This window comes from Streptomyces daliensis (genome assembly GCF_054782395.1).
Genome location: NZ_BAAGSO010000133.1, coordinates 35,660 through 53,326 on the forward strand (window position 1 = coordinate 35,660; position 17,667 = coordinate 53,326).

The window sequence follows — 17,667 nt, forward strand, 5'->3', positions numbered from 1 at the left end:
GGCGTTTTCCGGCGGCCGGGCCCCTCATGGCTGGGCGGCGGGGGGACGCGGCCTGTCCGGTAGTGGCGTTGCCTGCCGTCGTCACCCTCCGTAAAGTAATCAATGACGTGACGTGATCGCCAGCGAAGTGGGGTGGGTTCGAATGGCACGAGTGTGGGAGGCCGATCCGGCCGCGTTGTTCACGCGCAGGCTGGGGAAGACCGCCGAGGAACTGGGGAACACGGAGGACGAGACCGGTTGCCCCGACATCTGGGAGCTGGACAACGGCGACATCGCGGTGATCGGCCGGGACCTCACGGCGGAGTACGCGGACCGGCTTCCGCCGGACGCCAGGATCTCGCGGGGAGAGCGGCTGGTCGTCATCCCGGGCAACACGCTCCGTGCGGCGAAGCCGGACATCGCCGATGTCTGACCGTACGCCGTTCTCCTCCGGCCTCGACCTCACCCTCGACCGCGATCTCGGTGAGCGGCTCGGACTCGACGCCTACAGGAGCGACTTCCAGCGGTACAAGGAGGCAATCACAGGCCGGGCGGGTTGGAAGTTCGAGCGGCGGCAGCACTTCCAGGAGTTGAACTCGCCCAGTTGGGAGGCGTTCCGCCGCGGCGACTACGACGAGGCGCTGCGGCTCGCCGTGAAGCGGGGGGAGCACTGGCGTGAGGTGGCGCGGGAGGACAAGGAACGGGACAGCGTCTTCCACCGCGTCCGCGTGGTGGAGGAACCGCTGACGCCCTACCTGTGGTGGGAGCTGCACTCCCTGCGGGTCCAGGCCGAGAGCGGGATGCCGGTCCGGGTCGTCGGCGCCGGGGCACTGGAGCCGTGGGAGGGCCGGGGCATGCTGCCGGAGGTCGTCACCCTGGGCGGCGACGTGCTCTACGAGGTGGTCTACACCGACGCGGGACTGCTCGACGGCTGCGTCAGGTTCACCGGTCCGGAACTCGTCGGGCGCTGGGAGAGGTTCATCGAGCATCTCTACGCGGACGGCGAGGACGTCATGTCCTACACCGACCGCTGTCTCGGCCCCCGGCCCGCTTCCCGGACGACGGAGGAGTAGGCATCAGCGGCGAAGGCGTGGAGAACGGGGAGGGCGAGGGGGACGGGCCCGTGAGCGGGACGCGTTCCGACCTGTCGGGCTCCTCCCGTGACGTGGTGCAGGCGGGCCAGGTGAGCGGCGGCGTCCACTTCCACGCACCCGCCCCTGCCCCCGCCGATGGCGACGAACCGAAGCGCGACCGGCGTCCGAGGCCACGTCAGCTTCCCGGCGACGTACGGAACTTCGTCAACCGTACGCAGGAACTCCGCCGTCTGAACGAGGCGTTCTCCGGCGAGGGCGAGCCGTTCGTGGCACCCGTCTGCGTGATCGTCGGCACCGCGGGCGCGGGCAAGACCTCGCTCGCGCTGCGCTGGGCGCACCAGATACGGGACCACTTCCCCGACGGGCACCTTTACGTCAACCTGCGCGGCTACGACCCGGGGGAACCGGTCACCGCGGAGGAACTGCTGCCGCGGTTCCTCACCGCGCTGGGGGTCGCCCCCGCCGAGGTTCCGGCCGATCCGGCGGACGCGTCCGCGCTGTACCGCTCGCTGCTGGCCGATCGCCGGATGCTGATCTTCCTGGACAACGCGGCCACCGTCGCCCAGGTCCGCCCGCTGCTGCCAGGCACAGCGCGCTGTCTGACCGTGGTGACCAGCAGGGGGCGGCTGTCAGGACTCGCCGTGCGGGACGGCGCGTACCGGCTGACCCTGGGCACCCTGGACGAGGAAGAAGCCGTCGCGCTGCTGCGTGCGGTGACCTCCGGGTACCGGCCGGTCCCGGACGACGTCGACAAGCTCGTCGAGCTGTCCCGGCTGTGTGCGCGGCTGCCGCTCGCACTGCGTATCGCGGCGGAACGCGCCGCAGGGCACCCCCACATGCGACTGGACGAGCTGATCGCCGATCTGCGCGACGAATCGGCGCTGTGGGACGCGCTCAGCACGGGGGACGAGGAGGAGGCCGAGGCCGTGCGCGCGGTGTTCACGTGGTCCTATCGGGCACTGTCCCCGGACGCCGCACGGCTGTTCCGGCTGCTCGGGCTGCACCCGGGGCCCGAGTTCGGGATCGGCGCCGTCGCGGCGCTGGCGGGGGTCAGGGAGCGCGGGGCGCGGCAGTTGCTGGACGTGCTGGCCGGGGCGCATCTGCTGGAACAGACGGCGCCGGACCGGTTCGCCTTCCACGATCTGCTGCGCGCCTACGCGGGGGAGTGCGCCCAGCGCGAGGAGGTCGCCGAGGAGCGCTCCGCCGCGCTGCGGAGGCTGCTCGACTGGTACGTGCGGACGGCCGACGCCGCGCAGAGCTGGATCAGACCCGCGGAGGCACACCTGGACCTGGGAGAGCCCGAGGCCCAGGTGTCACCGTCGGCCTTCACGGACTACGACCAGGCTGTGGACTGGGCCGAGCGGGAACACCCCAACTTCCTTCCCCTGGTCCGCGCGGCCGAGCGCGCCGGTCTCGACCGGTACGTCTGGCAGTTGGCCGCCGTGCTCTGGAACGCCAAGGCGCCGTCCTCTCTCACGACGGACTGGCTGCCGATGGGCCGGACCGGGCTGGCCGCTGCCCGGCGGCTGGACGACCGGCCCGCGCAGGCCCTCCTCCTGGAGGACCTCGGGTTCGCCCACACCAAGCTCAACCGGCTGGCGGAGGGGCTCGACTGCCACCGGGAAGCGCTGCTCATCCACCGCGACACGGGCGCCAGGGAGGGCGAGGCAGCAGCGCTCAACGCGCTCGGGCTGGTGCATCTGCGAGGGCGGGAGCTGGCCCGTGCGGCGGAGCGGCTGGAGCAGGCGGCGGCCCTCTTCGGGGAACTGGGCGAGAACCACTGGCAGACCGTCGCCGTCGCCAACCTCGCCCTCGTGCACTACCGCGCCGGGCGGCTGGCCGAGGCGGACGAGGCGATCCACCGGGCACTGGCGGTCCACCGGGACGAAGGCGCCGCCCGGAGCATCGGCAACGCGCTGTGGATCCTGAGCGGGATCCACCTCGACCGCGGCGAGCCGCGGCAGGCGCTGGACGCCGCGGAGGAAGCGGTGGCGCTGGCCCTGGACCTGCGCAGCAACGTGATGGAGGCGTGCTGGCTGCTGGCGCTCGGCGACGCGCAAGAAGCGCTCGGCCGCTCCGGCGACGCGCTCGTCTCCTACCACCGCTCCGCCTCGCTCCACCGGCGCCTCGGTGACCACAGCCGGGAGGCGCTCGCCTGGCAGGGGGCCGGGGCGACGTACCACCGGATCGGCCGGGTGGCGGAGTCCGTCGCGTTCCACCGCCGCGCCGTGGCGGCCCACAGCGCGCTCGGTGACGCGTGGAACGAGGCCGCGGCCCTCGACGGGCTGGCCCGGGCCCTGGAGATCCAGGACCCGGGCCAGGCGCGTCGGTCCTGGGCGGAGGCGCTGCGGCTCCTCGGCCGCTACGACGATCCGCGTACGGTGCGGATGCGTGCGGAGATCGACCACCGTCTTGCGACGGTCCCGGACCCGGAACCCGATCAGGACCCGGAACCGGACCCGGAACCGGACCCGGAACCGGACCCGGAACCGGGCTCCGGCGACTGACCTCGCGCGTTGTCCGGCGTGCGGAGCCGGGCCTTCATGCTGGCTGGCGGCGCGGGTGCGGCTCCGTCGGGAGCCGGAAGCGGGGGCGTCAGGGCTGGACCTCTGTCAGGGGGATGTCGAGGGGGAACGGGGTCGTCAGTTTGAGCTGGTCGTGGTGGATGCTCACCGGAGCGTAGGTGCGGGTGGCGGGCTCCAGCTCGAAGACGTAGACGATCGCGCGGCCACCGTCGTTCTCGACGCGCCAGAAGTGGGGGATGCCAGCCGCGGCGTACTTTCGCGGCTTGGCCTCGCGGTCGCGGGCGATGGAGTCGGGCGAGACGACCTCGGCGGCGAGGAGTACGTCCTCGGGGTGGTACGTGGTCTGGTCCGGGCCCGTGTCGGCGTCCGTCCGGACCAGCATGATGTTCGGTTCGAGGCGGTCGTGGTGGCCGAGCGTCACCGTCATCTCGCGGATGACCGCGACCTCCGGCGGCGCACAACGCCGAAGGTGCGTCAGCAGCACATCGACCATGCGCATGTGGAAGTTCGTCTGCGGGGCCGCGAAGACGAGGCTCCCGTCGATCAGCTCCGTGTGCGGAGGCAGATTCGGCAGCCGGTCCAGATCATCGGCCGTGTATCCGCCCTGGGGAGGGCGCGGCCATTCGTACTCGTCGTACTCGGGCTCGGCACTCATCGCTGCTTGCATGAGCCGCATCGTCGCCGACGGATACAGCGTACTCGGCCGGATTTCCCGCCCGTCCTCCGAACGGGTGACGGGCGGGTCCGGAAGGCGGGCCAGCGGCCCCGTCAGGCGTTGGCGTTGGCGTTCGCGTTTGCCGGGGCCGGGGTCTTCGGTGGGGTGGGCTCCGTCGGGTTGTCGGTGGGGGCGTCGGCCGGGGCGGGTTCGGGCACGGTGTTGAGGTCGGTCAGCATCTGCTTGCTGAAGCCGAAGAAGTAGGTGGCGGTGAAGCCGACCGCGTAGCCCGCGAGCAGGCCGAGGCCGTAGATCGCGGCGATGGAGCCGAGGTCCTGGTTGCCCTTGAGGAGGGGGAACAGGGCCCAGCCCGAGGGGCCGATGGCGGTGGAGCCGACGGACGTGCCGAGCTGGTAGAAGAGGCCGACCACGCCGCCGCCGAACGCGCCGCCCACGCAGGCGGTGATGAAGGGGCGGCCGAGGGGCAGCGAGACGCCGTAGATCAGGGGCTCGCCCACGCCCAGGAACCCGGCGGGCAGCGCCGAGCGGATCGTCTTGCGGATCGACGTGTTGTGGCGCAGCCGCAGAAAGATCGCGACGGCGGCGCCGACCTGCCCCGCACCGGCCATGGCGAGGATCGGCAGCAGGATCGTGAAGCCGTCCTGCTCGATGAGGGTGGTGTGGATCGGGATGAGGGCCTGGTGCAGGCCGAGCATCACGAGCGGGAGGAAGAGCCCGCCCAGGACGAAGCCCGCGAAGGCGCCGCCGTGCTGGAGCAGCCAGTTCGCGAAGTGGCCGATGCCGGTGGAGATCTCGCCGCAGACGAACATCAGGCCGTAGAGGGTGACCAGGCCGGCGACGAGGACGGTGAGGGTGGGCGTGACGAGGACGTCGACGGCCTCCGGGACCCAGCGGCGGCACCACTTCTCGACCTGCACGGCCAGCAGCGCCGCGAAGAGCGCGCCCAGCACGCCGCCCTGCCCTGGGGCGAGCTTCTGGCCGAAGGCGGAGATGTCGGCGACCCCGGCGTAGACGATGATCCCCGCGACGGCGCCACCCAGCACCGGCGTGCCGCCGAACTCCTTGGCCGTGTTGAACCCGACGAAGACCGCGATCAGCGACATGAAGCCGGACGCGATGGCGCCCAGCGCCGGGACCAGGCCGGGGGCCCAGCCGAGGTTGGTGAGCAGGCCGTTGATGCCCGCGACGATGCCGCAGCCGATGAGGGCCGGGATGAGCGGCACGAAGATGTTGGCGATGCGCCGCAGCATGAGCTTCACGGGGGTCGCGTTGCGCTGCTTGCGGGCCGCGCGCAGGGCCGCGCCCTCCGCCGCCAGCTCCTCGGCGGTCTTGGGGCCGGTGCTCCGGTCGGGGGCCGTGTCCTTCGCGGGGTCCGTGCTGGGCGTGTCCGCCGCGTCGGACGCGTCGGTCGCCTCCGCCACCAGCGCCTCGAACTCCGGGGTGACGCGGGCGACCTTCCCGGGCCCGAGCACGATCTGGTACGTGTCGTCCTCGACGACGCCCATCACGTCGGGCAGCGCCTTCAGCGCCTCGTCCTCGACCAGGGAGCGGTCCACGAGGCCCAGGCGCATCCGGGTCATGCAGTGGGTGACGGAGGTGACGTTCCGGGGCCCGCCCACGAGGGGCAGGATCGCCTCGGCGATCTGACGGTTCTGGTGCGTGCTGGTGCTCATGTGGTGCAGTCGCTCTTCTTTGAGGTGCAGGGGGGCGGGGTGGGGCGTGGGTGGCTCAGGTGCGGGCGGACTTGAGCGCGGCGCGCAGATGTCCGCCCGACGTGTCGAGAAGGCGCGCGGCCGTGGGCCCGTCCACCTCTCCGAGCACGATGAGGATGGCGTTCTTGACCTCGCCGTCGGCCTCGGTGAGCGCGGACTCGATCGTCGCGTCGTCGGCGCCGGTCGCGAGGGAGACGATGCGGCGCGAGCGGGCGCGCAGCTTCTCGTTGGACGCGCGGACGTCGACCATCAGGTTCCCGTAGGTCTTGCCCAGGCGGATCATGGTGATGGTCGAGAGCATGTTGAGGACGAGCTTCTGCGCCGTACCGGCCTTCAGCCGGGTCGAGCCCGTGAGCAGCTCGGGGCCGACGACGACCTCGATACCGTGCTCGGCCGCTGCGGCGAGCGCGGAGTCCGCGTTGCAGGACAGGCCGATGGTGAGCGCGCCGTGCGCGGTGCGCGCGTGCTCGACGGCGCCGACGGCGTACGGGGTGCGGCCCGAGGCCGAGATGCCGACGACGGTGTCGTCGCTGGTCAGGCCCATGCCGTCCAGGTCGGAAGCGGCCAGCTCCTTGCTGTCCTCGGCGCCCTCGACCGCCGTGACCATGGCGGAGGGGCCGCCCGCGATGAGGCCGACGACCTCGTCCGGGTCGGTGTTGAAAGTGGGCGGGCACTCGCTCGCGTCGAGTACGCCGAGGCGCCCGGCCGTGCCCGCGCCCGCGTAGACGAGCCGTCCGCCACGGGCCATGCGCGCGGCGGTGGCGTCGATGGCCTCGGCGATACGGGGGAGCTGCGCGGCGACGGCACCGGGCACGGTGGTGTCCTCGCCGTTCATGATGCGGGCGATCTCAAGGGTGGGGAGCTGGTCGATCTCGGCCAGCTCGCTGCGGAACGCCTCGGTGGTCAGCGTCTCCAACTGCGCGCGCAGGGCGCTGTACGTGGCGTCGGTGGGGGAGGAGGTCATGAAAGGTGCGGCTCTTTCTCGTGTCTTCTCGCGGGCGCGCCTTCGTCCCCGTATGCGCGTCGTCTCGGCGGTGCGTGGTGCGTGGTGTGCGGGTTGCGGCTCAGCGGGTGGGGCGGGGCGTGTGGCGGTGGGCGAGCGCTTCGTAGGAGGCGGAGAGCGCGGGCGCCGCCGTCTCGTACGTGCGCTGCGCGACCCCGATGAACAGGCAGTCCACCACGAGGAGCTGGCTCGTACGGCTCGACATGGCCGCCGGCCGCAGCTCGCTCTCCCGCGCCGTGGAGGTGGTCAGCACATGGTCCGCGTACTGCGCGACCTCCCCGTCGGGACGCCCCGTGATGGCGATCGTCGTGGCGCCGTGGTCGAAGGCGACGCGCAGCGGTTCGATGACGTCGACGGTGCGGCCCGAGTGGGTGATGGCGAGCGCCACGTCGCCCGCGCGCAACTGGACCGCGTTGGTGACGGCGAGGTGCGGATCGGCGTGCGCGTGCGCGACGAAGCCGATGCGCAGCAGCTTCTGGGCGAGGTCCTGGCTGACGAGACCGGAGGCGCCGACGCCGTAGACGTCGATGCGACGTGCCGCTGCCAGCGCGGTGACGGCCGCCTCGACCTGCGCGGTGTCCAGCGCCGCTGCGGTGTCGGCGAGGGTCTGCTGCTCGTCGTGCGCGAGCTTGGCGACGACGTCGGCTATCGGATCGTCGACGGCGATATCAGCGGTGACGGACGGCGCGGCCCCGGACTCCTGCTGCGCCGCGAGCCCGGCCAGTGCGAGGCGCAGATCGCGGTAGCCGGGGTAGCCGAGCAGCCGCGAGGTGCGGACGACGGTCGCCTCGCTGGTGCCCGTGCGCTCGGCGAGCCCTGTCACCGTGAGCTGGGCGCAGCCCGCCGGGTCACCGGCGACGGCCTCGGCGACGCGCTGCATGGAGCGGGTCATCGACGGCGCCATGGTGCGCACCTTCGCCGCGAGCGCGGCGGGGCCCGGTGGTCCGGGACGTATGCCGGAGGGGGCGGGGTCCGCCGCACCGCTGGCGAAAGTTTCCTTCAGTTTTGTCGTCACGGATGGAAGATATTTTCGACACGCGGCGTCGTCAAGGCCTCCGAGGCGGGCGTGTGCCGGGATACGCCGGGACGTGGGCGCGCCGTGTCTGGTGCAATGGAGACATGGATCAGCTTGAGCAGGCACTTCACGCGGCGCGGGCGCTCGTGCTCGCCGATCTTGAGGCGAGCGAGGTCGCGCAGCCTGACGTGGTCTCGCTCGTCGAGGAGTCGATCACCCACCGCCGGTGGTGGGTCCAGCAGTGGCCCGAGGGCGTCGCCTTCGTGGACGGCCTGGTCGCGCAGGACGTGCAGGACGCGCTCCTGGACCGTTACGGCCGCTGGCCGCTGTGCCCCGTGTGCGTGGGGACAGACCCGCACGCGCTGGACGTCGAACCGGAGTTGGGGGAGGACCCGCACTGGGTCTGCGTGAAGACGACGACCTCGGTCGCGCGGGTGGGGGCGCTGGGGCGGAAGCTGTGACGGCGAGCGGGTCCGCCCCCGCGCCGGGGGAGGTCCGTTGACGGTCTACATCGACCCGCCGGACTGGCCGGGGCACGGCCGCATGTGGTCCCACCTCGTCAGCGACATCTCCTACGACGAGCTGCACGCCTTCGCCGCGTCCATCGGCTGCCCGCGCCGCGCCTTCGACGGTGACCACTACGACGTCCCGAGCACGCGGTACGCCGACGCCGTGCGGGCCGGTGCGCGCGAAGTGGGCAGCAAGGAACTGCTGCGGCGCCTCACGGAGGCGGGGCTGCGGCGCCGCAAGCGGCCGGGTGCGCGGCGCGAGGACGCCACGGACTGACGGGCGCTCCGCCCCCGCCCCGCCCATGTGGGCGCGGGGCCACTTTCCGGTGCGCGGTTTCTAGGGTGACCGATGAAGTACGGGAGCCATGATGATGGCGATCCACGCGACCATTACCGAGACCGAGAGCAACACGCCTGCGGCGGTTCCGAATCCCGAGCCCGAATTCACGTCTGATCGTAAAGTCCTGTACGTGTCTCTTTCGGCAGGACGACGCACACGAGAATTCTCGGGTTCCGGCGAGTGTGTGGGGGACATCGGTTCACTTCCTTGGGGCGATGATCCGAGAGCTTGGGTTGATGATCCGAGAGGGATACGGCTGCCGTCCGGCCCGGACGCAGACCACGCACACGACGGCGCAGGGCCGGTCCTGAGGGTGCTCCCGGTACAACTGGGCGTTCACCGCCCGTCCTAACGCGTCGACACGGGCCGCGAGTTCGGCGAAGACGGAGACGTTGGGGTCTTCCACGGCGCGCGCTACGTCTGGGACGGAGGTACGGCGTTCAGTACCTCGGTCAGTTTGCGGGCGGTGTCGAGGTTGCAGCGCGACAGTTCGACAAGGGGTGCTCGCCCTCCGGCATAGGAGAGGGGGTCGAGTCGCAGAGAAGGCAGGGTGATGCCCAAACGGCCCAGCGCAGCGGCAAGCTGATACATGACATCTTCCGCCTCTCCGCGCCCTTCGGTGTCGCGCTCGTCTTTTTTCATCGCGGCCATTTCAGTTCCTCTCGTCCGTGCTGGTCGAATGCGGAATACTCAGCGTTGTACGAAACCAGTCGGCGGACCAGGGGAGTTGGCGTTACAGCGCGAGCAGTAACGTCGGGAGTTAATCAATGGCCAAGGATCAGGAAGTCGTTGGCGCCCCCACAATGGCGGTGCTCTTCGGGCGACGTGTGTCGCGCTTGCGGCAGCGTGCTGGGCTCACACAGGAGGAGTTGGCTGCGAAGATTTTTGTGGTGCGCACACGAATTTCTCAGATCGAGGGGGCGACAGGAGCCCGGCCCACACTCGATCTCGCGAGGAAGCTCGATGATGTGCTCGATGCTGATGGGCTACTCGTTGACCTTTGGCCATATGTCCGGCGGGAGTCGTTCCCGGACTGGTCGCAGCGCTTCATAGATCTTTCCGCCAAGGCGTTGGAGATCCGGCAGTACGCGGCGCATGTCGTGCCCGGTCTGCTCCAGACTCCCGAATACGCCCGAGCGCTCCTTCGCGTAGGACGCACTCTGCGAAGTCAGCAGCAGCTCGACGAGAGGCTCGCGGCTCGTCTCGACAGGCAGGCTCGGCTGCGGGGGCCGGATGCGCCGGAGATGTGGGTGGTGCTGGACGAGTCCGTGCTGCGGCGTGAGGTCGGGGGCAGCGGCACCATGCGCGCGCAGATCCTCCGGCTGCTCCGTGACGGTGAGGCGGGGCAGAAGCTGACGATTCAGGTTCTGCCGTTCAGCTCAGGGGAACACTCCGCGCTCGGCGGTTCGCTCACTTTGCTCCGCATGCCGGACGGATCTCGTGTGGCATACACGGAGGGCGCGGATTCGGGTCAACTTGTGGAGGAGGCCGAGGAGGTGGAGGGTTATGCCGCGACCTACGACCGGCTGCGAGCCTTGGCGCTTCCCCCGGCTGGGTCGGCCGACTTGCTCAGAGACGTAGTGGAGGAATCCCGCCGTGCTTCGCGTGCCCCGACCCGACCTGAGCGCCGCCATCTGGCGCAAGTCCAGCTACAGCAATCAGGAGGGCGGCGACTGCGTCGAGGTGGCCGACCAATTCCCCGGCCTGGTGCCGGTGCGTGACAGCAAGCGCCCCGAGAGGGCCGTCATAGCCGTCGGCGCTGACGCCTGGAGCGCGTTCGTGGCGTCACTCTGAGGTGGACGGGGCCAGGGGCACGTGTCCTGGGCCCCGTCCGTGGGAGTTCCGTCAGCGGGGTGCGTCGGCCGGGGAGAGAGGCTGCGCTTCGGCATCTGGGGTGTGGGAGGCGACGACGCGGGACGGGGCATGGGGCACCGGCACCGAACCGCCCGTACCCGCCCCCGCACCCGTACCCGCCTCGCGGGCGCCCCGCGCGCGGTGGACGCGGGACGCCACCGCCGTCGCGACGACGCCTGCGGCGGCCAGCGCGGCGCCGACCCACGCGACGGCCGGGTAGCCCCAGCCCGCGCTGATGACCAGCCCGCCGAGCCAGGGCCCGAGCGTGTTGCCGATGTTGAAGGACGCCGTGGTCGTCGCACCGGCCAGCGTCGGGGCCGCGTCGGCGACGTTGAACATGCGCGCGTTCAGCGCCGGGGCCGTCGTGAAGGCCGTCACCCCGAGCAGCAGGGCCAGCGCGATCGCGGCCACCGCGCTGTGCGCGAGGAGGGCGAGCAGCGCCAGGACAGCCGTCGACGCCGCGATGCCCCCGTACATCGTGCCGAACAGGTGCGCGTCGGCGATGCGCCCGCCGATCGCGGTGCCGATCAGGCCGCCGAGCCCGAACAGCCCCAGGACAGTGGGCACCCAGCTCTCGTCCAGTCCGGCGGCGTCGGTCAGCAGCGGGCCCAGGTAGGAGAAGAGGGCGAAGACGGCGGCGGCGTTGAGGGCGATGGTGACCAGCGCGAGCCAGACCTGCTTGTCGGCGTAGATGCGCAGTTCCTTGCGCAGCCGGGGCCGGTCGTCGCCGGTCGGCACCGCCGTACGCGGGACGAGCGCGACGACCCCGATGAGGCCGACCACTGACAGCGCGGCCACGGCCCAGAACGCGGACCGCCACCCCGCGTGCTGCCCGAGCAGCGCCCCTGCGGGCACGCCCGCGATGTTGGCGACGCTGAGGCCGCCCACCATGACGGCCATCGCGCGGGCCCGCGCGTTCTCGGCGACCAGCGAAACGGCGACGGCCGCGCCGACGGCCCAGAAGCCCGCGCAGGCGAGGGCGCTGATGACGCGGGACGCGAAGAGGACCTCGTACGTGGGAGCCAGCGCGCCCGCGACCTGGCCGAGCCCGAAGACCGCGAGCAGCGCGATCAGCGTCGTGCGGCGCGGCAGCCGCAGCGTGGCGGCGGCGAGCACGGGCGCGCCCACGACCATCCCGACCGCGAACGCGGAGATCAGCATCCCGGCCTGCGGTATGGAGACGCCCATGTCGCGGGCGAGGGGTTGCAGGATCCCGGACAGCATGAACTCGGACGTGCCCAATGCGAATACGGACAAACCGAGCATATGCACCGCTATCGGCATCCGGGTGCGGTTCTTCCCGGGGTCCTTCGTGGAGCGGGGGGCGGGCGGGTGTGACGACGGGGCGTGATCGGGATCGGCAGGCATGCCAGTCACCAACCCCGCCGCCGTGGCGCGCATTCCTCCAGGTGGGCCCGGCCCGGAGTCCTTCGCCGGACCTTCGCCGGGAGTTACGTCCCGTTCACGGGCGGCGCCCGAGCAGCGCCACCAGGCGGTCCTGCGGGCTCGCCGTGTCCGGGACCTCGACGGGCGGGTCGAAGATCCCCGCGCCCTGCCAACCGCCGACCTGCGGCGCGACCCGCTCGTGGACCGTCCGCGCCAGCCCGTCCGGGATGACGGTCCCGCTCACGCCGATGCCGCGCGCCAGGTCCCAGCCGTGCACGGCGAGGTCCGTGGTCATCTGCCACCCGTAGTCGGCCGTGGGGATCCGGCCGCCCGTGACGTGCACCTGCCCCTCCAGCGCACCGTCCCTGTGGAACGCCTCCCGCGACCCCTTCGCGGCCTTCTCCCAGGCCCGTACCGGGTCGTCGCCGACCATGTCCCCGTCGAACCGGTCCCCTACCTCCTCCAGCGTCGAGCCCCCGAGCAGGTAGGGAGCCCAAAGGTGTTCGCTGACGAGGTGGTTGACCAGGTCCCTGACGGACCAGTCGGTGCAGGGCGTCCCGTCGTCCCACTGGCCAACCCCGGCCCGGTGCACCAGCCGGTCGAACTCGTCGAGGGCCGTGTCGTAGGCGTCGATCAGCCGCAAGCCTTCGTGGGTGCTTCCGCGTGTGCCTTCGGATGTTCCTTCGTCGCGTGCCATGTGTCCATGGTGCGACGGGCTCCGCTTCCCGGCAGCCCGGCAGCCCGGCAGCCCGGACGCCCAGGGCCTCGGGAGCCCGGTGCCGTCACTCGTCCGTGGCCGCCGTCAGCAGCTCCAGCTCGGTGCCCACGTTCCGCCGGGCCACGCGTTCCCAGTGCTCCTGCGCGTACGGGGTGCGGAAGAGCTGTGGCAGGCCGAGGAGTTGACGCAGCACGTCGGCGCGGCCCGCGCGGAAGGCGTCGTCGGGGACGAAGGCGTACTCCTGGCGTACGGCGGCGGCGTAGCGCGCGTACTCCTCGGGCGAACCGGCCAGCACGGCCAGATCCGCGTCGCACAGCAGCTCGCCGCCCGCGTCGCCGGGCTCCGGGTCGTGCGTGACGGTGAGCCGGACGAGGCGCGCCGTCTCGGCCGTACGCGCCTCGGACACCCCCGCCTCGGGGAGGGCCAGCTCGGCCAGGCGGGCGCTGCGCTCCTCGTTCTCGCTGCGGTCGGGGCGGTAGACGGCGTCGTGGAACCAGGCGGCCAGCAGGACCGCGTCCACGTCGGCGCCGGGGGAGTGCGGGGCCAGCTCGTCGACGCGGTTGAGGACGTGGAGCAGATGCTCGGTCGTGTGGTACTCCCGCTGGGGCTCGCTCCAGCGGGCGAGGAGGTTCTCGCCGTACGGGTAGGGGTCCGGGTCCTGTGCTCCGTCGCGGGCGCTGACGAGCAGCGCCGCCCAGCGGGAGAGCAGGCTGTCGTGGAGTTCGTGGTGCGCCTCGGTCGTAGCCATGGGAACAATTGTGTTCCGTGATGATCGGCGTCTTCCAGGGCTGACCGGGGTATGGCAGGCTTTGTTATATGTCTAGACCAATTCTTGAGGTAATCGCCCTCGACGCTGACGACGCGCGCGCCGCGCAGGCCGGAGGCGCCGACCGCCTTGAACTGGTCACCGACATCGCCGCCGACGGCCTCACGCCCTCCCGGGAGACCGTCGCCTCGGTCCGCGCGGCCGTCGGCATCCCCGTGCGCGTGATGCTCCGTGCCTCGGACGGCTTCTCGTCGGGGGGCGAGGAGGCGGTCGAGGCGCTGTGCGCACGGGCGACGGCACTGCGGGCCGAGGGCGCGGAGGAGTTCGTGCTCGGCTTCCTCGACGAGGCGGGCCAGCCCGACCTGCCCGCCGTCGAGGCGCTGGCCGAGGCGGTACGGGGCTGCCGCTGGACCTTCCACCGCGCCATCGACAGGGCGGCCGACCGCGACGGGCTGCGCAAGCGGCTCGCGGATGTGCCGGGGCTCGACGCGTACCTCACGGCGGGCTCGGCCGACGGCGTCGACGACGGGCTGGAGACGCTGCGCGCCGAGGCCGCCCGCACGGCCGCGGGTGAGCCCGGCTACGAGCAGACCCTGATGGTCGGGGGCGGGCTGCGCCTGGACCACGTGGCGGGGCTGCGCGCCGAGGGTGTCCACGCCTTCCACATCGGCGGCGCCGCGCGACCGCACGGCTGGGGCTCGCCCGTCGAGGCGGCGCGGGTGCGGGAGTGGCGCGCGGCGCTGGGCGGCTGAGGGCTCGGGCGGCTGGGCGGCTGGGCGGCGGGGTTGCTGAGCTGCGAGGCTGCGGGACGGCCCCTGGCCCGGAGGGCCCGTGGCCGGGGCGGGAATAGTGCGGCGGGCGTTGGGGTTCCAGGGACTAGTTGAACGATAAACTACCTGGGTGGTGAAGAGGATCATGCAGTTCGGGATCTTCACGGTCGGCGACGTCACCGCCGACCCGACGACGGGCCGGACCCCGACAGAGCACGAGCGGATCAAGGCCATGGTGGCCATCGCGAAGAAGGCCGAGGAGGTCGGCCTGGACGTCTTCGCGACCGGCGAGCACCACAACCCGCCGTTCGTGCCGTCCTCACCCACCACGATGCTGGGCTACGTGGCCGCGCAAACGGAGAGGCTGATCCTCTCCACGTCCACGACGCTGATCACCACCAACGACCCGGTGAAGATCGCCGAGGACTTCGCGATGCTCCAGCACCTGGCAGACGGCCGGGTGGACCTGATGATGGGCCGTGGCAACACCGGGCCCGTCTACCCCTGGTTCGGCAAGGACATCCGGCAGGGCATCCCGCTGGCCATCGAGAACTACGCGCTGCTGCACAAGCTGTGGACCGAGGACGTCGTGGACTGGGAGGGCCGCTTCCGCACGCCCCTCCAGGGCTTCACCTCCACGCCGCGCCCGCTGGACGGGGTCGCCCCGTTCGTCTGGCACGGCTCCATCCGCAGCCCGGAGATCGCGGAGCAGGCCGCGTACTACGGCGACGGGTTCTTCGCGAACAACATCTTCTGGCCGAAGGAGCACTTCCAGCGGCTGATCGAGCTCTACAGGAAGCGCTACGCGCACTACGGGCACGGCACGCCCGAGCAGGCGTACGTCGGGCTCGGCGGCCAGGCGTTCATGCGGAAGAACTCGCAGGACGCGGTGCGCGAGTTCCGCCCGTACTTCGACAACGCGCCGGTCTACGGGCACGGCCCGTCGCTGGAGGAGTTCACGGACCAGACGCCGCTGACCGTCGGCAGCCCGCAGGAGGTCATCGAGAAGACCCTCACCTTCCGCGAGTCCTTCGGCGACTACCAGCGCCAGCTCTTCCTGATGGACCACGCGGGGCTGCCGCTGAAGACGGTCCTGGAGCAGCTCGACCTGCTCGGCGAGGAGGTCGTGCCGGTGCTGCGCAAGGAGTTCGCCGCCGGGCGCCCGGCGGAGGTCCCGGAGGGGCCGACGCACGCGGCGCGGGTCGGGTCGGCGAACACGGGCGCGTCGGCGAACACGGGCGCGGCGGTGGGCGCGACGCCGGGGGCCTGACGCCCAGGCCGGCCGGTGGCTGGCCGGCCCGTACGCATACGTACACGCAAAGAGACATCAGCGGGAAAGGACGCACACGATGGAACCCCTGAAGCTCGTCGCCGTATCGGCCGGGCTGAGCCAGCCCTCCTCCACCCGGCTCCTCGCGGACCGGCTGGCTGAGGCGGCCAGGGAGCGCCTGGACGACGGCAGCCGTACGGTCGAGGTGCGCGTGGTCGAGCTGCGCGACCTGGCGTCGGACATCGCCCACAACATGCTCACCGGCTTCCCCGCGCCCGCGCTGCGCGAGGCGGTGGAGGCGGTCACGGAGGCCGACGGGCTGATCGCCGTCACGCCCGTGTTCACGGCGTCCTACAGCGGGCTGTTCAAGTCGTTCTTCGACGTCATCGACAACACCGCGCTGGCCGCCAAGCCCGTCCTCGTCGCGGCGACGGGCGGCACCCCGCGCCACTCGCTGGTCCTGGACCACGCGATGCGTCCGCTGTTCTCCTACCTGCGCGCCCTCGTGGTGCCCACGGGCGTGTACGCGGCGTCGGAGGACTGGGGCGGCACGGAGGGTGCTGCGGGCGGCGGCGCGGGCGAGGGGCTGCACGCGCGCATCGACAGGGCGGCGGGCGAGCTGGCCCTGCTGGTACGGGGCCGTGGCGCGGGCGCAGGTACGGATGCGGTTCCGGGCGCCGGTGCCGGGGCGGACGCGTACGACCCCGACACGGTCGTCCCCTTCGAGGAACAGCTCGCGGCGCTGCGCCCGACGGGCTGACCGTACGCCGTGACGGAACTGGACACTTCCGTCACGGCGTCCCCTACCGCAACGGAACCATCGTCAGAACCATCGGCAGGGGGCTGATCCGCATGGCGGCGCGCAGTGGGACGAGGACCGGGTACGGCAAGGGCGCCAGGGGCGCACGGGTCACGAGGGCGCTCGCCGTGGCCGTCGTCGGCGCCGTGCCGCTGCTGGCGGGGTGCGGGTCCGCTTCCGCTTCGCCCGGACCCGACGGCGCCACGGCGCTCCAGCGCGTCCTCGCCGACCCCGACCCGGACGCCGACGAGATCATCGAGGCCGCCGGGGCCCCGAGCGAGGTCGCCCGCGCCACGGACGGGTCGCTGCTGCTCGCCTACTACCTGCGCGACGAGGAGGGCGGCGAGGACGGCGCCGTCGCCTGGCGCGTCTACGGCCCGGACGGCGAGGAGGTCGCCGAGCACGGGCAGGCGGGCTACCGGTACTGGCAGGTCCACGGGGTCGGGGGCGGGTTCGTGTTCGCGCCGAAGGCGGAGACCGAGGGCTTCTTCCTCGACGTGAGCGGCCAAGCGCGCGAGCTGCGCACCGAGGACGGCGCGCGGGCCGTGCGCAAGGGGGACGTGCTGGTCAACGAGCTGGAGCCGACCGTCGCCTATCGTCCGTCCGCCGGCACCCTCGCCCCGCTCGGCGGGCTGCCGGACGACAACCAGCACACGGCCGTCGACCGCGCTGGCACCACGTGGTCGGTGCCGATGTGGGGCGAGAAGGACGCGTCCGTCGCCTGGCTGACGGCGAAGGGGGAGCGCGGGCGGCACACGTTCGGGCTGCCGGAAGGCACCGCGCCGCAGGAGTTCGCCGCCGACGGCGGCACGGCAGCCGTCACGCTCGCCGAGGACGAGACGGCGCCCGACCCGCGCGTACGCGCCCTCGTCCTGACGACGGACGCGGGCGCCACCTGGCGCACCCTCACGGACTCCTCGCGGCTCCCCCTCTCCTCCCTGACCGACCCCGCCCTGACCGCGCTGCGCGACGGCCGCCTCCTCATCGGCGAGCGCGACGCGGGCTACTGGCTGGCCGACACCCCCGCCAACGCCTCCTTCCACCGCCTGGAGACGCCCGCCGCCTTCGACGAGATCGTCCCCCTCGGCCGGACGCTGTACGGGATCGCCGACGGCGAGGGCATGTGGACCTCGAAGGACGGCGGACGGAACTGGGCCCCGTACGAGGAGGCATGACGCCGCCTCCTGGACACTGAGGAAGCCGTCTGGAGACTGAGCACGCCGTCGGCGGCGGAACGGCGACGGCGCGACG

General features: G+C 72.0%; 19 protein-coding genes. 11 read left to right on the forward strand and 8 right to left on the reverse strand.

Translation table 11 applies throughout. The features are described 5' to 3' along the window. Nucleotides 1-142: 142 nt before the first annotated feature. From ACYVOO_RS37555 to ACYVOO_RS37565, 3 genes are read left to right on the forward strand one after another with little or no spacing between them, the layout of a single operon-like run. The gene (locus ACYVOO_RS37555) at nucleotides 143-412 is read left to right on the forward strand and encodes a hypothetical protein (RefSeq protein WP_461020214.1); all 270 of its coding nucleotides are present in this window, start codon (nucleotides 143-145) and stop codon (nucleotides 410-412) included. Continuing rightward, nucleotides 405-1,052 (forward strand): DUF6879 family protein, encoded by a 648-nt coding sequence (locus ACYVOO_RS37560; RefSeq protein ID WP_461020215.1) that lies wholly within the window; start codon nucleotides 405-407, stop codon nucleotides 1,050-1,052. Before ACYVOO_RS37555 ends, ACYVOO_RS37560 begins: the two co-directional genes overlap by 8 nt. A 50-nt stretch (nucleotides 1,053-1,102) precedes the next feature. Next, complete coding sequence (locus ACYVOO_RS37565) at nucleotides 1,103-3,580, forward strand: ATP-binding protein (RefSeq protein ID WP_461020216.1); 2,478 nt, start codon at nucleotides 1,103-1,105, stop codon at nucleotides 3,578-3,580. A gap of 88 nt (nucleotides 3,581-3,668) precedes the next feature. Here the strand turns inward: ACYVOO_RS37565 and ACYVOO_RS37570 are convergent, their stop codons facing one another. The 4 genes from ACYVOO_RS37570 to ACYVOO_RS37585 all read right to left on the reverse strand — a co-directional run bounded on the left by ACYVOO_RS37570 (nucleotide 3,669) and on the right by ACYVOO_RS37585 (nucleotide 8,004). Beyond that, nucleotides 3,669-4,265: a Uma2 family endonuclease gene (locus tag ACYVOO_RS37570; protein ID WP_461020217.1), complete on the reverse strand. Its 597-nt coding sequence runs from the start codon at nucleotides 4,263-4,265 to the stop codon at nucleotides 3,669-3,671. 101 nt (nucleotides 4,266-4,366) lie between these two features. Beyond that, nucleotides 4,367-5,947, reverse strand: coding sequence for a PTS transporter subunit EIIC (locus ACYVOO_RS37575; RefSeq protein ID WP_461020218.1), 1,581 nt, complete (start codon nucleotides 5,945-5,947; stop codon nucleotides 4,367-4,369). A 55-nt stretch (nucleotides 5,948-6,002) separates the two neighbouring features. Next, on the reverse strand, nucleotides 6,003-6,950 hold the full coding sequence (murQ, locus tag ACYVOO_RS37580; RefSeq protein ID WP_461020219.1) for an N-acetylmuramic acid 6-phosphate etherase: 948 nt from the start codon (nucleotides 6,948-6,950) through the stop codon (nucleotides 6,003-6,005). 100 nt (nucleotides 6,951-7,050) lie between these two features. Next, the gene (locus ACYVOO_RS37585) at nucleotides 7,051-8,004 is read right to left on the reverse strand and encodes a MurR/RpiR family transcriptional regulator (RefSeq protein ID WP_453344751.1); all 954 of its coding nucleotides are present in this window, start codon (nucleotides 8,002-8,004) and stop codon (nucleotides 7,051-7,053) included. 104 nt (nucleotides 8,005-8,108) lie between these two features. Here ACYVOO_RS37585 and ACYVOO_RS37590 point away from each other — a divergent pair, with 104 nt between their 5' ends. Both ACYVOO_RS37590 and ACYVOO_RS37595 read left to right on the forward strand, forming a co-directional pair. Further along, entirely contained in the window at nucleotides 8,109-8,465 is a 357-nt protein-coding gene (locus ACYVOO_RS37590; protein WP_461020220.1) for a hypothetical protein, read from the forward strand. Nucleotides 8,466-8,502: 37 nt separating this feature from the next. Next, nucleotides 8,503-8,790, forward strand: coding sequence for a DUF4031 domain-containing protein (locus ACYVOO_RS37595; protein ID WP_461020221.1), 288 nt, complete (start codon nucleotides 8,503-8,505; stop codon nucleotides 8,788-8,790). 477 nt (nucleotides 8,791-9,267) lie between these two features. Here the strand turns inward: ACYVOO_RS37595 and ACYVOO_RS37600 are convergent, their stop codons facing one another. Beyond that, nucleotides 9,268-9,504: a hypothetical protein gene (locus tag ACYVOO_RS37600; protein WP_461020222.1), complete on the reverse strand. Its 237-nt coding sequence runs from the start codon at nucleotides 9,502-9,504 to the stop codon at nucleotides 9,268-9,270. Nucleotides 9,505-9,656: 152 nt separating this feature from the next. On the opposite strand from ACYVOO_RS37600, the gene ACYVOO_RS37605 reads away from it, so the two are divergent. Next, the gene (locus ACYVOO_RS37605) at nucleotides 9,657-10,574 is read left to right on the forward strand and encodes a helix-turn-helix domain-containing protein (RefSeq protein ID WP_461020394.1); all 918 of its coding nucleotides are present in this window, start codon (nucleotides 9,657-9,659) and stop codon (nucleotides 10,572-10,574) included. Further along, complete coding sequence (locus ACYVOO_RS37610) at nucleotides 10,537-10,647, forward strand: DUF397 domain-containing protein (protein WP_461020223.1); 111 nt, start codon at nucleotides 10,537-10,539, stop codon at nucleotides 10,645-10,647. Before ACYVOO_RS37605 ends, ACYVOO_RS37610 begins: the two co-directional genes overlap by 38 nt. 51 nt (nucleotides 10,648-10,698) lie before the next feature. Here ACYVOO_RS37610 and ACYVOO_RS37615 read toward each other — a convergent pair whose 3' ends face one another. From ACYVOO_RS37615 to ACYVOO_RS37625, 3 genes are all read right to left on the reverse strand, one after another. After that, nucleotides 10,699-11,991 carry a Cmx/CmrA family chloramphenicol efflux MFS transporter gene (locus tag ACYVOO_RS37615; protein WP_461020224.1) on the reverse strand — a complete coding sequence of 431 codons (1,293 nt, stop codon included), beginning with the start codon at nucleotides 11,989-11,991 and terminating at the stop codon, nucleotides 10,699-10,701. 178 nt (nucleotides 11,992-12,169) lie between these two features. After that, complete coding sequence (locus ACYVOO_RS37620) at nucleotides 12,170-12,790, reverse strand: TIGR03086 family metal-binding protein (RefSeq protein ID WP_461020225.1); 621 nt, start codon at nucleotides 12,788-12,790, stop codon at nucleotides 12,170-12,172. Between the two features lie 85 nt (nucleotides 12,791-12,875). Further along, entirely contained in the window at nucleotides 12,876-13,559 is a 684-nt protein-coding gene (locus ACYVOO_RS37625) for an HD domain-containing protein (RefSeq protein WP_461020226.1), read from the reverse strand. A gap of 68 nt (nucleotides 13,560-13,627) precedes the next feature. Between ACYVOO_RS37625 and ACYVOO_RS37630 the strand changes: the two genes are divergently transcribed. The 4 genes from ACYVOO_RS37630 (at nucleotide 13,628) to ACYVOO_RS37645 (ending at nucleotide 17,591) form a co-directional block, all read left to right on the forward strand. Further along, a complete protein-coding gene (locus ACYVOO_RS37630) occupies nucleotides 13,628-14,329 on the forward strand; it encodes a copper homeostasis protein CutC (protein WP_453344760.1) in 702 nt (233 codons plus the stop codon). A 163-nt stretch (nucleotides 14,330-14,492) separates the two neighbouring features. After that, nucleotides 14,493-15,617: an LLM class flavin-dependent oxidoreductase gene (locus ACYVOO_RS37635; protein ID WP_461020395.1), complete on the forward strand. Its 1,125-nt coding sequence runs from the start codon at nucleotides 14,493-14,495 to the stop codon at nucleotides 15,615-15,617. A gap of 79 nt (nucleotides 15,618-15,696) precedes the next feature. Continuing rightward, on the forward strand, nucleotides 15,697-16,377 hold the full coding sequence (locus ACYVOO_RS37640) for an FMN reductase (RefSeq protein ID WP_461020227.1): 681 nt from the start codon (nucleotides 15,697-15,699) through the stop codon (nucleotides 16,375-16,377). 92 nt (nucleotides 16,378-16,469) lie between these two features. After that, the gene (locus tag ACYVOO_RS37645; protein ID WP_461020228.1) at nucleotides 16,470-17,591 is read left to right on the forward strand and encodes a hypothetical protein; all 1,122 of its coding nucleotides are present in this window, start codon (nucleotides 16,470-16,472) and stop codon (nucleotides 17,589-17,591) included. Nucleotides 17,592-17,667 lie beyond the last annotated feature (76 nt).

Coding starts and splice junctions, on each gene's coding strand:
- ACYVOO_RS37555 (WP_461020214.1), top strand. CDS start 143: ATGGCACGAGTGTGGGAGGCCGATCCGGCCGCGTTGTTCACGCGCAGG.
- ACYVOO_RS37560 (WP_461020215.1), top strand. CDS start 405: ATGTCTGACCGTACGCCGTTCTCCTCCGGCCTCGACCTCACCCTCGAC.
- ACYVOO_RS37570 (WP_461020217.1), bottom strand. CDS start 4,265: ATGCAAGCAGCGATGAGTGCCGAGCCCGAGTACGACGAGTACGAATGG.
- ACYVOO_RS37575 (WP_461020218.1), bottom strand. CDS start 5,947: ATGAGCACCAGCACGCACCAGAACCGTCAGATCGCCGAGGCGATCCTG.
- murQ (WP_461020219.1), bottom strand. CDS start 6,950: ATGACCTCCTCCCCCACCGACGCCACGTACAGCGCCCTGCGCGCGCAG.
- ACYVOO_RS37590 (WP_461020220.1), top strand. CDS start 8,109: ATGGATCAGCTTGAGCAGGCACTTCACGCGGCGCGGGCGCTCGTGCTC.
- ACYVOO_RS37600 (WP_461020222.1), bottom strand. CDS start 9,504: ATGGCCGCGATGAAAAAAGACGAGCGCGACACCGAAGGGCGCGGAGAG.
- ACYVOO_RS37605 (WP_461020394.1), top strand. CDS start 9,657: ATGGCGGTGCTCTTCGGGCGACGTGTGTCGCGCTTGCGGCAGCGTGCT.
- ACYVOO_RS37615 (WP_461020224.1), bottom strand. CDS start 11,991: ATGCCGATAGCGGTGCATATGCTCGGTTTGTCCGTATTCGCATTGGGC.
- ACYVOO_RS37620 (WP_461020225.1), bottom strand. CDS start 12,790: ATGGCACGCGACGAAGGAACATCCGAAGGCACACGCGGAAGCACCCAC.
- ACYVOO_RS37625 (WP_461020226.1), bottom strand. CDS start 13,559: ATGGCTACGACCGAGGCGCACCACGAACTCCACGACAGCCTGCTCTCC.
- ACYVOO_RS37630 (WP_453344760.1), top strand. CDS start 13,628: ATGTCTAGACCAATTCTTGAGGTAATCGCCCTCGACGCTGACGACGCG.
- ACYVOO_RS37635 (WP_461020395.1), top strand. CDS start 14,493: ATGCAGTTCGGGATCTTCACGGTCGGCGACGTCACCGCCGACCCGACG.
- ACYVOO_RS37640 (WP_461020227.1), top strand. CDS start 15,697: ATGGAACCCCTGAAGCTCGTCGCCGTATCGGCCGGGCTGAGCCAGCCC.
- ACYVOO_RS37645 (WP_461020228.1), top strand. CDS start 16,470: ATGGCGGCGCGCAGTGGGACGAGGACCGGGTACGGCAAGGGCGCCAGG.